Below are 13,018 nucleotides of genomic sequence, written 5' to 3' on the forward strand. Positions count from 1 at the left end.
AAAAGGGAAAAGGGAAAAGGGAAAAGGGAAAAGTATGAAAGCAGGCTTTTTATGGTTTTGGGAAAAGGTTGGGCGATTTTTTAACGGGTTGGTACCCACGGTTTGCCTGTTGTGTGGCAGGGGTTTGCGGGGTGAGCTGGTTTGCCCGGATTGTGAGTTGGGGTTGCCGCATCTTTCGTTGACGGAGGGCAGCTGCCACCAGTGTGCTATCCCGCTACCCCAGGAAAGCTCCGGTGATTATTGTGGCCATTGCCTGGCCAAACCACCGGCGTTTTCATGCACTGTTGTGCCGTTCCGATATCAGTATCCGGTGGATTATCTGATTCATCATTTCAAATACCGTCGTCAACTCGCTGCTGGCCGGGCGCTGGGGCGGGCCTTGGCGCAGTGCGTCCTCCACACCTACGACGAGCAGGAACGGTGCCTGCCGGAGTTGATCATCCCGGTGCCGCTGCACTGGACGCGCCGCTGGTTACGCGGCTTTAATCAAACCGATCTACTCGGTAGACAGGTGGCAACGGAGCTGAAGCTTCCGCTGGCGTCGCGCGCCTGCCGACGCACCCGGCATACGCCGGCACAAAAAGGCTTGAGCCGGGCCAAGCGACAAGAAAATCTGCGGCAAGTGTTCAGCATGACCGCCGCCGGCAACAGGATTGTTCAGGGAAAACGGATTGCACTTCTGGATGATGTGGTGACAACCACGGCAACGACGCGGGAATTAAGCCACTTGTTGATCCGCCAGGGGGCGAAGGAAGTGCATGTGTGGGCGTTGGCACGAACGCCGGATGTGAAGCCAATAAACACACCCCGGGATCAGGAGGCAACGACCGCTTCCCGCTCGGTTTTGCGCAGCAAACGCGCCAGTTCCTTCCACATCTCCTGATAGGCCAGCGCGGCGCGGCCATGGCTGGCGTAGCTGGTCAACGGTGCCTGCCGCAGGGCCATCTGCTCTACCGCCGAGTTCATGGGAATCCAGCTTTTGAGCATCGGCACCGGCATCTGCTTGAGGTTTTCCGCCGCCTGGCGATGCAGGTTGCGGCGCATATCCACCTGATTAAAGAAGCCGACAATCTTTTGCGGACTGTTCTTCTTGTCGCCAAAGAATGTGATGACTTGTTCCATGGCACGAATAGACAAGGGGCTGGGGATCATGGGAATCAGCACGATATCGACATCGCTCAGCAGTTGCTCCATTGCAGGTGACAGGGAGGGCGCGCAGTCGTAGATCAGGATGTCGTTTTTATCGGCAAGGGGTTTGATGAGATTCTTCAACCAGCGATTACCGCTCTGGCCCTCAAACTCCTTCTCCATCTTGCGCAGGCTCAGGTCCGCCGGAATGACACTCAGGCCGGGAAATGGCGTGGCCACTTCCAGATCAGCGACTGCCTTGCCTTTGCTGAACACCTTGATCGCTCGGGTTTTGGCACTTTCCTGCTGGCACAACCAGGTAGCAGCGGCTTGGGGATCGAGATCCCATAGCACGGTATTTTTCCCGGCCGCCGCTGCCATGTAGGCCATATTGACCGCTGTGGTGGTTTTACCCACGCCACCTTTGAGGTTATAAAACGCTATTGTGATCATAGGAAGCTCGCTGATTAGACGGACCTGTCATTTTGGCCCATCTCCTTAAATAGGCTCTATCTCCTTATAGCCTCTATCTGGCCAGGATGAAAGTCCCGACACGGTCAATGAGCCCTGTTCCACAAAAATTGACCGGCACTGTTTGCGGATTTTATGGATTTTTCTCCACCATTCACCGCTTTTATCTCTATCTTCAACTCATGCGACTAGTTAACCGGTGGCAGTAGGATGATGTTGCGCAGCGCCTCAGGTTTATGAACATAGCCTTCGACTCGCGGGGGCGCAGACTTCTGCAATCCTGCGGTATTCGCGCCGGGGCATTCACCGGTCTCGTGATATGCCAAAGCGGCAGCCAGCCGTGCTTCCGCCGGGTCGCCCAAAGCGTGCAAGTAGTCATCGGCCACGCTACAACCGGGCAAGCTGGCCGCATCGGCCGAGTTGTTACCCGGAGTAAAGCCATCAGAATACTCGCCGAAGCCTTGGGCATTATCGCCTTTGAACTGCACCGTGAAGTAGGTGGTACCGCAGTTATCCGTCGGGTAAAAACCATAAGGCTTGCCACAGGTAGACGTGCCGATCTGAATAACCTCTACGCCCACGCCACGCAGGCCGTTGATGATGGCTTCGCTGGCAGAACAGGTGCCGGAGCCCGTCAGGATGTATACCCGCTGTAGGTTAAGACTGGGCAAGGGTTGGCCGGTCGCGGTGGAAAAGCCCAGGGTTTGTTTGTAAAAGGGAATGGGGGTCAGGGTTTGGCCGGTTACCGGGTCGCGCTCCGGGTGCTTGTCATTAAAGCTGATGTTGTAAAACACCTGCTGTGACGTAGGCACATCGCCCGCGATCATATATGCCAGTTGGCTGGCAATCGCTAGCAAACCACCACCGTTATAGCGCAGGTCCAGCACCAGTTGCGTCGCCCCGGCGGAGCTGAGTTCGTCAATCGCTTCAATCAACAAATCCTCTGATGTGGCGATGTGGTCATTAAACAGCAGGTAACCCACCGTCTCACCGGATTCACTTGCAAGCGTTCTGACATTCTGCACGGGCGTCGAGGTGATAGTGGTCGAGGTCAGGGTGACCGTGCGAGGTTCATCAGCACCAAGATCCTGTACCACCAGGGTGATATTTTGTCCTGTGTCGGAGGGGAAAAGCCCGTCATTCAGGGTGTTAACACCCTCCTCAGTATTGTCATTTACTGCATCCACGCCGTTGATTTCCAGCACCAGCGCGCCGCGCGTCAGGTCTACACCTTCTGCCGTGGCGGGCGTATTGGGTTCGGTATAAGCCACGCGGATTTCCCGCGGTGGCAATGCGCGGATGATCGCCCAGGTCACCCCGTAACCCGCCGATACACCCGAACCGGACAGGGCATTCCATTCGGCGGTGTCGTAGGTGAAGTGGAACTGATCCTTGGGCGCCCCCGAGGGTGTCAACGCAAAAGTCTTGAGTAATTGGAAATAAAGCGTTGGCTCATCAAATTCGGCGGGGTCGGTATCGATAATCTCGTCGTACCACAGATAGGTTTCATTGCTCCAAGAACGCAGCCAGTTATTCTCTGCGAGGGTATTGCCGGTGCGATCCGGGTAACTGTTACCGGTGTAGGGATCAGTGCCGGAGCGCGGTGCATCACAGCGATTCTTGAAGTCACTGGCCGGCTTGAAAACCCCCGGCTCCCAAGCTGAATTATTATTAAAGTTGCCGGTTCGATCATCCAGCAACGAACCGCCACTGCCACCGCCACAGGCGGTCAGGCCGGTTAACAGTAACACGCAAGATAGGCGGGTCGTCATCCTGAGCCCCAAGAGATGCATCTTCATCACGTTGAATCCTTCTGTTATTCATTATCTGCGCCGGCAAATGTGATCTGCCCGCATTAAATTTACCGCGATTAGAGGTTCCGCTCCCCCGGCCAGTGAGGCACACTGTCCGGCCGCAAACTTATGGTTCAGCCTAGGATATTTGTCCGCGAACTTCCATGCACCACCCAGCATAAAAAGGCCCATCTCTATGACCCAGTCCCCAGCTCACCCTTACGAAGCACTCAGCCCTGATCTGGTACTGGATGCGGTGGAAAGCTGTGGCTACCTGAGCGATGCCCGTGTGCTGGCGCTCAACAGCTATGAAAACCGTGTTTATCAGGTGGGTATTGAGGACGCCAGCCCATTGATCGCCAAATTCTATCGCCCGGAGCGCTGGAGCGATGCACAGATCCTGGAGGAGCATACCTTCACTCAAGCGCTGCATGAACTGGAGATCTCCGTCGTGCCGCCCATTGCTGATGCCGATGGCAACACGCTACGGACCTTCGCCCATCAGGGCAATCCGTTTCGCTTTGCACTCTACCCGCGCCAGGGCGGCCACGCCCCTAACCTGGATGATTATGACCAGTTGCTGAGTCTGGGCCGTGTGTTGGGCCGTATCCATGCCTTGGGCCGTGCCCGCCCTTTTATCGAACGGCCCAGCCTGGACGTGCAAAGCTTTGCCCGCGACAGTTATAGCTTTTTGCTGGAAAACGATTTTATACCGCCCAGCCTGCGCGAATCCTATCGCAGTTTGGGTGCCGACCTGATCCGCCGCCTGGAGGATCGCTTTGCGCAAACACACTTCACCCCCATTCGCCTCCACGGCGACTGTCATCCCGGCAATATCCTCTGGCGCGACGATGCGCCGCATTTTGTCGACTTCGATGATGCGCGTAACGGGCCGGCGGTACAGGATTTGTGGATGCTGCTGTCCGGCGAGCGCGAACAACAAAGCTTGCAGTTAGCGGAGATTCTGGATGGTTACCGGGAATTCTGCGATTTTGATCTGGCTGAGCTGAATCTGATCGAAGCCCTGCGTACCCTACGTATCATGCACTACAGCGCCTGGCTCGCGCGCCGCTGGGACGATCCGGCGTTTCCGCGCCATTTTCCGTGGTTTAACACCGAACGATATTGGGGCGAGCATATCCTGGAGTTGCGCGAGCAATTGGCCGCCTTGTATGAGCCGCCCCTGGCGGTGTTTTAACACAGGTATCTGTTCGTCTGGCCCCGGGCACTGGAAATCCCTGATTCAAGGCCCAATAATGCACAAATGCTTCACCCGGCGACCCACTTAAAGGATCTCATCATGACTGCTACTGCTGCCCCCGCCGCCAAGCCTATCGATGCTCTCTGGGAATCTATCCGCAACCAAACCCGCAAGCAGGCGGAGTCCGAGCCGGTATTGGCCAGCTTCCTCTACTCCACCATCCTCAATCACGAAACCCTGGAAGCTGCGCTCAGTTTCCACCTGGCTAACAAACTGGACAGCCCGGCGATGCCGGCCATGCTGATGCGCGAAGTGATTGAGCAGGCGTTAACCGACGACCCTTCCATCGGCGAAGCCGTGCGCGCCGATTTGTATGCGGTGAATGAACGCGACTCCGCGTGCTGCTCACTGGTAACCCCCCTGCTCTACTTCAAGGGTTTTCACGCCTTGCAGGCTTATCGCATCGCCCACTGGTTATGGAAACAAGGGCGCAATCCACTGGCGTTGTTTCTGCAAAATCGCATTTCGTCGGTGTTTGCTGTGGATATCCACCCGGCAGCGAAGATTGGCAAAGGCATTATGTTTGATCACGCCACCGGCATCGTGATCGGCGAAACCGCCGTAGTGGAAGACAATGTATCCATCATGCAGTCGGTGACCTTGGGCGGTACCGGCAAAGAGGCGGGTGATCGTCACCCCAAGGTGCGCAAGGGCGTGTTGATCAGCGCCGGTGCCAAGATCCTCGGCAACATCGAAATTGGCGAATGCGCCAAGGTCGGCGCGGGCAGCGTGGTACTGAAAAATGTCCCGCCGCGCACCACGGTTGCAGGCGTACCGGCCAAGGTGGTCGGTGACAGCAAATGCGCGCAGCCTTCGCGGGATATGGATCATCATTTAAGTTAATTCCCAAGGTGCGACAGCTTCCCACTGTCGCACCTCTCGTTTCGTTTATTTCCCCAGTTCCACCCACGCTTACCAAGACACGCCACTGATGAATAAGCAGGCATGGCCTCGAAATAACGCACCAGTTGCGTGCAGCCATGGCGCATGGATTTTCTTAAAAACGATCCGGTAGATGATTTTCGGCGGTTGGCTGGCTTCTTGCTTGAATGAACACCTGTCCAAGTGGAGGCCCTATGCAATACAGCAAACCCATGATTGATTTGGTGTATGAAATACGTCGCCGTGTTGACCCGAAGATGAAGCCGGGCATCAAGCTGGCCAACCCGGATATGTTGCAGGAATTGGCTGAGTTCCATCACCACTGCAAGGATACGATTACCCGCACACTGATCAAGGAACTGCTCTCACTGGCTGGTGAACCCTGGATTGATCAGCTTGACGAGCCCAAACCCGACACGCCCAGCAACCCTAAACCCGACACTCCCAAGCAGATCACCAAGGTGTACCGCGGCCAGGTCACGCTGGTTGATTCGCCCTTGGCCAGTGCGACCAAGGAGCCCCACAGACCGGTGCGCATCTATCGCGGGCAGGTGGTGGAGTACTAGGCCTGATCACGCTTAACCATTAAAAAACCCGCCGAGCGGTGGTATAGCGCACTGTCGTGCGTGTTGGTCCTTGCCCGGCTGAACGCACATCTCTAGACTGACTTTGTAGCTAATTCCGTCGCCATGGCGGGTAATCCTTTTTCTGTATTTCCTACATCTATGAGCAATTCTTTAGTGCGTCGTTGGTTATCGCTGGCTTCCTGCCTGCTGGCTGCCTGGTCTGTTCCCGGCCAGGCAGCCGAGGCGGCCTACCCGCTCGCGGTGTCTATCTACGAAGATATCTATGCTGACTACCGCCAATTTGTGCGCGGGCGGGATCTGGCAAATATTAATTATTACGGCGGCTCTGGTGCGCGGCGGGATGTGATTGAGGTGGTGCTCTTGCAGCAAGCCTTGCAATTGGGTGGTTTCAAAGATTCGCTGGAACTGCGCGATGAACAAAATTACCTGCGCACCCTGCGCCAGATTGCGGACGGTGAATTGATCTCCTCCGGGGCGCTGGTGTGGTATTCCGATGTGCTGAACCTGCCCGACCTGTTCCATATCACCCAGCCGGTGATCGACGAGGGGGAGTTTGTTGTCGGCCTGTATACCTCGCCTGAAAACCAGAAGGCACTGGCTGCCAAAACCCTGGACGACCTACGCCAGTTGCGCGCCGTCTCCAGTATCCAGTGGTATGCGGATGTCGCCACCCTGAAAAACCTGGGTATCCATCACCTGTATTTCACCACCGACTGGATTCATATGGTGCGGATGGTCAGCGCCGGACGCGCGGACTTCACGCTCGCACCGTTTCAACCCTCCGCCGGGATGAAGATAGTGCTCGATAACATGGAGTTGATTCCTATTGAAGGCATCAAGGTAGCCATCAACGGCACCCGGCACTGGCCAGTCAGCCGCCGCCATCCGCGCGGGCAGGAATATTACGAGGCCTTGCAGAAAGGCATCACCCTGATGAAGGAGCGCGGCATTATTCAACAAGCCTATGAAGAGAGCGGTTTTTTTCATCCCGAAGTGGATGACTGGCGCCTGCTAAACCCACCATCAAAATCAGCACCGCAGGAAGAGCCCGCCACGCCCATTCCCTCTTCTGCTGAAGGCCCTGCCGTAACGCCCCCAACGAATTAACTCAGTACTCCACTGCGCGAGAGCAACAACACATCCAGCTCCGCCGCCGGCATGGGTCGGGCAAACAGGTAACCCTGATAGGCATAGCAGCCATTGGTGGCAAGGAAGGCGCGCTGGCCTTCCGTCTCCACCCCTTCAGCAATCACCGATAAACCAAGGCTAAGACCCAGCGCAATGATGGTGCGGGCGATCACGGCGTCGTTGGGATCGATCAATACATCACGCACAAAGGATTGGTCGATCTTGAGTTGATCGAGAGGTAGCTGGCGCAGGTAACCGAGGGAGGAGTAGCCGGTACCGAAGTCATCCAGGGAAAAGCCCACGCCGCAACTCTTCAGGGCACGCATCTTGCCGATCACGTCATCCAGGTTGTTCACCAGCAGGCTCTCGGTCAGCTCCAGCTTGATACGCGTCGGGTCGGCACCGGTTGCCTGGATGACATCCAGTACCTGCTCGACAAAACCGATTTGGCGGAATTGGCGCGCGCTGACATTGATCGCGAGGGTCAGTTCGCGGGTGGCTGGATCGCCGGCCCAGCGCACCAACTGCTCACAGGCCGTTTGCAATACCCACTGTCCCAACGGCAGGATGAAGCCGGATTGCTCCGCCAGCGGAATAAAATCGGCGGGCGAGATCATCCCTTTTACCGGATGACGCCAACGCAATAAGGCCTCGGCGCCGGTGATGCGGCCTTCGCCATCGACCTGGGGTTGGTAAAACAGCATGAACTGTTCCTGGGCCAGGCCAAGGCGCATATCCGCTTCCAGGGCGGTGCGCGCCGCCAGGGAGGCCTGGAGGTCGGAATCAAAGAATTGCAGCGTATTGCGCCCGGCGGCCTTGGCCTGGTACATGGCCACATCCGCCCGTTTCAGCAGCGCATCCACGGTTTCGGCATGCTGGCTGAACAGCGTAATCCCAATACTGGGGCTGCTGTAATGCTCTATCTCATCCAGCAGGTAAGTCTGGCTCAGCAGCGACAGAATATGTTCGCCCACCGCCTTGGCCCGCGCCGCCGCTTCATGCACGTTGTTGCCCAGGCCTTCCAGCACCACCACAAATTCATCGCCCCCGAGCCGAGCCACGGTGTCGCCTTCGCGCACGCAGCGGGTAAGGCGTTCTGCCACCTGGCACAAGAGGAGGTCGCCGGCATCATGGCCGTGGGTATCGTTAAGATTTTTGAAGTGGTCGAGGTCGAGCAGCAGGAGAGCGCCCAACGAGCCGTTGCGCGCACTGCTGGCAAGGGCGTGCTGCAAGCGATCCATCAACAGGCGGCGGTTGGGCAGTTCGGTGAGGGAATCGTAAAACGCCAGCCGCTGGATACGCTCTTCATGCCGGCGCCGTTCCGAGATATCGCTCACCAGGCCGATCAGTTTGACCTGGCCATTGTGCAATACCCGCGATACCGACAGCTCTATGGGAAACGTGGAGCCACCTTTATGTTGCCCTTCCACTTCGCGCCGCTTGCCGAGCACGCGGGAGAGCACATCCTTAAGCCCCTCCTGGCCGTTACCGGCGTCCTCATACAAGCCGGGCATCAGGAGATTTACGGATTGCCCCAGCACTTCTTCGGCGCTGTAGCCGAAGATACGCGCAGCCGCATTGTTAAACGATTCGATGATGCCCTGGATGTTGGTGGTGATGATGCCGTCGGCCACATTGTCGAGGATGGTCTGGGTGTATTCCGCACCATCGCGCAAGGCGGCTTCGGATTGTTCCCGCTCAATAGCCACGGCCGCCGTGTGGGTCGCCATGGCAATGATCTGCTGGTGGCGCGGTGCCGGTGAACCGGGTTGGCGGTAGTAAACCGCAAAGGTTCCCAATACCCGGTGGTGCGCACTGAAGATAGGGGTCGACCAGCAGGCCTGTAAGCCGTGGGGCAAGGCCAGCTGGGCGTAGTCTTTCCACAAAGGATCATTGGCGATATCCGTCACAATGACGGGTTCGCCCCGGAAAGCCGCCGTCCCGCAAGAGCCGGCTGCTTCACCAATAGCGGACCCATCGATAGCGTTGCTGTAGGCCAGGGGCAAACTGGGCGCGGCGCCGTGGTGCAAATGCTGCCCCTCGACATCGAGCAATAGCACCGAACACAGCATCTCCGGCGCCTGGGCCTCCACGGCATGGATCAAGGCGGTGAGGATGCTAGCCAGCGGCGCGCGGCTTGCGATCATCTCCAACACCGTCATCTGACTGCCGAGTAAGGTTTCACTGTGCTTGCGCGCGGTAATGTCTTCCACTACCGCCACGTGATAATCAAAGGGTGCCCCGGCCTCCCACATGGGTGAGACCGTCAGATTGACCCAGCAGATACTGCCGTCTTTGCGCACATAGCGCTTTTCCATGGTGAATTCGTCAATCTCACCGGCCTTGAGCCGCTCAATATTGGCCAGATCCGGCGCCAGGTCATCCGGGTAGGTGATCATGGTGAAGTCCATCTGCAACATCTCCACCACCGAATAGCCCACAATGTCGGCGTATTTCTTGTTGATACGGATAAAACGGCTGCTGGCCGTCTCGATCACCGCTACGCCGACCCCGGCCTGCTCGAACAGCACCCGGAAGCGCGCCTCACTCGCGCGCAGTTCGGCCTCGGCGTATTTGCGCGCGGTGATATCGCGCACGATAGCCACAAAACGCGATGCCTCGCCCTGGTGATGGATCACTTGCAGAAAAACCTCCACTGGAAAAACATGGCCGTTCTTGTGACGGTGCTGACTCTCGAAACTGATAGCGGGCACACGCCCATCCAGTAATGGCTGCATGCGGTCGCGCAGGGATTCCGAATCACCATCGGGCTTGATATCCAGCGGGCTCATGCCCAGCAGCTCCGCCTGGGTGTAACCCAACTGGCGCTGGGCGCCCTGGTTGGCGTAGAGGAAGCGGAAGTTATCAGTGCTGGCAATAAAGACCCCGTCAAGGATCTGGTCGAGGGTGTTCTTGAACTGCTCCAGTTCTTTTTGCGTTTGGGTCTGGGCCTCGTTGGCCTGGGCCAGATGCGTCTGCATCCTGTTCACCGCAGTGGCGAGGGCCGCCATCTCACCATCGCCCACAATGTTGATCGGTATATTGAAATGGCCGCGGCTGATCTCTCCCACCTGTTTACGCAGGTAACCCAAAGGGCGCGCCAGCCAGCGGTCCAGCATCCACATCATCAGCAACATCACCAAGGTGCCGATGCCCAGGTTCACCAGGCTGCTGCGCAACACCGCTTGCCGCACCTTTGCTTTGTTGTTGTGCAGACTGTATTGCAAGAGGATGGCGCCAATCCGGTCAGAGCGAATTTCCCCTGGCTGGCTAGGCATATAGATTGGCTGGTAGGCGTTGACCACCGGCTGCCCGCGCACAGTGGTCACCTGCGCCTGGTAGCGCCGCACATCAGTGGGAAGCCAGCGCACGTCCCAGTGATCCGCGATGGCATCCAGCGACTGGCCGGGCCACAGGGGATGGCTGGCAAACAGGACACGGCGCTGGTCATCGATAAGGACTGCCAGCTCCACATCCGGAATGCCGCCCAGATCAGCGACCCATTCCGCCACCAGGCCCTGCTGGTCCATGCGCAGCAAACTCTCGATGTGGCGCCGGTCCCGGGCCATGCGTTTTTGCAATAATTCCAGGACATCGGCCTCAACCTGGCGAGTCTGGTGTTCGTAGCGCCACAGGGCTCCCAGCGACATCATCAACAGTAAGGCACCCAGGATAATGACCGGCAGCCACAACCGCAGGTTGATGCTCCGATAAATTCTCATGGTTGGGCCTGCCGGGACGAGTGGGCGGTAAATGACGAGTGGGCCGTAAATAAATTGGATGGCGGTAGAAAATCCGGTTGTACCAGGTGGTCCACCAAAGGCGCGCTGCGAAGCAGCTGGCGCTGCACCATAAAGTCGGCCAGTTCACCGGCAACCCGAACCAGTTCCGGCCGGTTGCCATTCAGCAGCCGATGGTTGTCGCCGAGAGATGGCTGACGAATCCCGGCCATCATGGTGGCGACCTGCTCCGCCGAAACGCGCAGATAAGGGGCGATGCGCGCGTGCGCATCGGCGGGCGACTGCGCCAGATAATCCAGCGCACGGAAATGGGCGATTAGCAAAGTCGGTAAGACTGACCGGTAACGGCCAATCACATCCTTGCGCACCACCAGCACATCCATAATGCGCCCGGGAATCGCGCGACTGTCATAGAGCCGCAGCCCACCCTCCTGCTGCAACAGGGCAGAGACAGGCTCAAATGTCACCACCAGATCAACCTCCCCCCGGCGATAGGCCGCGAGATGTTCATTGACGGTCATGGATACCAGTTGGATATCCCCTACCTGCAACCCCGCTTCTGTCAATAAGGCATCCAGCATGACGCCGCCGACGGTAGCGCTTTCTACCGCGACGCGTTTGCCACGTATCTGTTCCAGCGTTGCGAGAGGCGGACGGGCGATGACTGCGTCCGCGCCCAGGGAATAATCCATCACCAGGATAACTTGCAGATCCACCCCCTCCTGCAACAACGTCAAGGCGGAATCGAGGGTAACCGTGGCGGCGGCGACCGTGCCGTTACGCAGCGCCGAGGCGATCTGACTGGTGTTGACCAACTCCACCAGACGGAGATCCTGTTCATTGAGGTAACCCAGGCTCTGTGCCAGGTGCAGCGTCTCATAACCGGGCCAGGGCAAGGTAGCCACGCGCAGGGGATCGCGAGCCGAGGGGCCACAGGCCATCAGGGCCAATGCCAGAAGCAAGCCGCCGATACGAGTAATGAGTGACAACAAGAATGAACAACGCATCAACAAGCATCCCTGGGATTAATGGTGACAACATCCGACGGGCCTTTGCCCACTGCTATTTACTCTAGCACTTCCGCCCGTTAACGGCGGGTTCGATGCCTGAAAAACCACCCCGGTGGATCGGCGAATTTTGCCCTGAAACCCCCGTCCGGCGCGGCGCGTAGATTCAGATAATATGATTGTAATCGCCCAACCAAGGCGATATGCTTGCGCAACTTCACGCTCTGTTACGGACAATATTTTATGTCTATTCTCGATCGAAATTTTAATCTCTCACAGCGCATGACACAGGAGTTGGGTCGTCAGATTGTCTGTGGTGTTTACGATAAAAATGAAAGCCTTCCCACTGAAGCGGAACTGTGTGAAAAATTTGGTGTGAGCCGCAGCGCGGTGCGCGAAGCGGTAAAGATGCTGTCTGCCAAAGGTTTGATCTCCAGCAAACCGCGCCAGGGGATTCGTATTCAACCGGAAGAGCAGTGGAATATTTTCGATACGGATTTGTTGCGCTGGTCGCTGGAAAGCAATCCGTCCATGAAAGTGTTGAAAGAATTTTTGCAGATGCGCATTGCGATTGAGCCGGAAGCGGCATCACTTGCAGCGCGTTATGCGACGCCGGAAAAAATCGATGCGATTGAAGCAGCGCTCGAACGCATGAAGGCGGCGGGCGATAATATGGAGGCTGAGCTGGAGGCGGATATCGCGTTTCATGTCAGTATTCTGTATGCAAGCCAGAATCGTTTTTATATTCGTCTGCGTGATTTTATCCAGACGGCGTTGCGCGTGAGTATTCGCCATACGAGTCCGATCAAGGCGAACCATGAGGGTGTGGTGGAGGATCATGCGAAGGTGTTTAATGCGATCAAGAATCGTAATGCGGAGCGGGCGAAGCATTCGATGTTGTTGTTGATTGATGAGGCGTTGAATTTTATTGAAGAGGAATTGGTGGCGCGGGAGCAGAATGCTTCTAATTAAGTCATCACCTTATTCCTGAACGGACTTCGTAGTTCGTTTGTCATTAGGA

10 protein-coding genes are annotated in these 13,018 nt (G+C 57.1%); 6 read left to right on the forward strand and 4 right to left on the reverse strand.

Translation table 11 applies throughout. The annotated features are described in order from the left end of the window. Positions 1-34: 34 nt before the first annotated feature. Positions 35-883 (forward strand): ComF family protein, encoded by an 849-nt coding sequence (locus ACSV5M_RS15825; protein WP_439177270.1) that lies wholly within the window; start codon positions 35-37, stop codon positions 881-883. Here the strand turns inward: ACSV5M_RS15825 and ACSV5M_RS15830 are convergent. Both ACSV5M_RS15830 and ACSV5M_RS15835 read right to left on the reverse strand, forming a co-directional pair. Beyond that, positions 814-1,581, reverse strand: coding sequence for a ParA family protein (locus ACSV5M_RS15830; RefSeq protein ID WP_439177271.1), 768 nt, complete (start codon positions 1,579-1,581; stop codon positions 814-816). The two genes, ACSV5M_RS15825 and ACSV5M_RS15830, sit on opposite strands and share 70 nt — an antisense overlap. Positions 1,582-1,787: 206 nt before the next feature. Continuing rightward, entirely contained in the window at positions 1,788-3,398 is a 1,611-nt protein-coding gene (locus tag ACSV5M_RS15835) for a S41 family peptidase (protein ID WP_439177273.1), read from the reverse strand. 190 nt (positions 3,399-3,588) lie between these two features. Between ACSV5M_RS15835 and ACSV5M_RS15840 the strand changes: the two genes are divergently transcribed. The 4 genes from ACSV5M_RS15840 (at position 3,589) to ACSV5M_RS15855 (ending at position 7,229) form a co-directional block, all read left to right on the forward strand. Further along, positions 3,589-4,590, forward strand: coding sequence for a serine/threonine protein kinase (locus tag ACSV5M_RS15840; protein ID WP_439177274.1), 1,002 nt, complete (start codon positions 3,589-3,591; stop codon positions 4,588-4,590). 102 nt (positions 4,591-4,692) lie between these two features. Continuing rightward, complete coding sequence (gene cysE / locus ACSV5M_RS15845; protein WP_439177275.1) at positions 4,693-5,496, forward strand: serine O-acetyltransferase; 804 nt, start codon at positions 4,693-4,695, stop codon at positions 5,494-5,496. Between the two features lie 233 nt (positions 5,497-5,729). Beyond that, positions 5,730-6,101, forward strand: coding sequence for a hypothetical protein (locus ACSV5M_RS15850; RefSeq protein ID WP_439177277.1), 372 nt, complete (start codon positions 5,730-5,732; stop codon positions 6,099-6,101). A gap of 159 nt (positions 6,102-6,260) precedes the next feature. After that, positions 6,261-7,229: a hypothetical protein gene (locus tag ACSV5M_RS15855; RefSeq protein WP_439177278.1), complete on the forward strand. Its 969-nt coding sequence runs from the start codon at positions 6,261-6,263 to the stop codon at positions 7,227-7,229. Here the strand turns inward: ACSV5M_RS15855 and ACSV5M_RS15860 are convergent. Together ACSV5M_RS15860 and ACSV5M_RS15865 are read right to left on the reverse strand one after the other, a co-directional pair. Beyond that, on the reverse strand, positions 7,226-10,972 hold the full coding sequence (locus ACSV5M_RS15860; RefSeq protein WP_439177279.1) for a PAS domain S-box protein: 3,747 nt from the start codon (positions 10,970-10,972) through the stop codon (positions 7,226-7,228). The two genes, ACSV5M_RS15855 and ACSV5M_RS15860, sit on opposite strands and share 4 nt — an antisense overlap. Further along, positions 10,969-11,997, reverse strand: a complete 1,029-nt coding sequence (locus ACSV5M_RS15865) for an ABC transporter substrate-binding protein (protein WP_439177281.1) — start codon at positions 11,995-11,997, stop codon at positions 10,969-10,971. Before ACSV5M_RS15865 ends, ACSV5M_RS15860 begins: the two co-directional genes overlap by 4 nt. A 243-nt stretch (positions 11,998-12,240) precedes the next feature. On the opposite strand from ACSV5M_RS15865, the gene ACSV5M_RS15870 reads away from it, so the two are divergent. Then, positions 12,241-12,969, forward strand: coding sequence for a FadR/GntR family transcriptional regulator (locus ACSV5M_RS15870; RefSeq protein ID WP_087466832.1), 729 nt, complete (start codon positions 12,241-12,243; stop codon positions 12,967-12,969). The last annotated feature ends 49 nt before the right edge of the window (positions 12,970-13,018 follow it).

Source organism: Cellvibrio sp. ARAG 10.3 (assembly GCF_051846955.1).
In the GTDB taxonomy this organism is placed as follows: Bacteria; Pseudomonadota; Gammaproteobacteria; order Pseudomonadales; family Cellvibrionaceae; genus Cellvibrio.

Excerpts from the sequence above, each read along its gene's own strand:
- ACSV5M_RS15860 (WP_439177279.1), bottom strand. The coding sequence starts at position 10,972 with ATGAGAATTTATCGGAGCATCAACCTGCGGTTGTGGCTGCCGGTCATT.
- ACSV5M_RS15850 (WP_439177277.1), top strand. The coding sequence starts at position 5,730 with ATGCAATACAGCAAACCCATGATTGATTTGGTGTATGAAATACGTCGC.
- ACSV5M_RS15870 (WP_087466832.1), top strand. The coding sequence starts at position 12,241 with ATGTCTATTCTCGATCGAAATTTTAATCTCTCACAGCGCATGACACAG.
- ACSV5M_RS15840 (WP_439177274.1), top strand. The coding sequence starts at position 3,589 with ATGACCCAGTCCCCAGCTCACCCTTACGAAGCACTCAGCCCTGATCTG.
- ACSV5M_RS15830 (WP_439177271.1), bottom strand. The coding sequence starts at position 1,581 with ATGATCACAATAGCGTTTTATAACCTCAAAGGTGGCGTGGGTAAAACC.
- ACSV5M_RS15825 (WP_439177270.1), top strand. The coding sequence starts at position 35 with ATGAAAGCAGGCTTTTTATGGTTTTGGGAAAAGGTTGGGCGATTTTTT.
- cysE (WP_439177275.1), top strand. The coding sequence starts at position 4,693 with ATGACTGCTACTGCTGCCCCCGCCGCCAAGCCTATCGATGCTCTCTGG.
- ACSV5M_RS15855 (WP_439177278.1), top strand. The coding sequence starts at position 6,261 with ATGAGCAATTCTTTAGTGCGTCGTTGGTTATCGCTGGCTTCCTGCCTG.
- ACSV5M_RS15865 (WP_439177281.1), bottom strand. The coding sequence starts at position 11,997 with ATGCGTTGTTCATTCTTGTTGTCACTCATTACTCGTATCGGCGGCTTG.
- ACSV5M_RS15835 (WP_439177273.1), bottom strand. The coding sequence starts at position 3,398 with ATGAAGATGCATCTCTTGGGGCTCAGGATGACGACCCGCCTATCTTGC.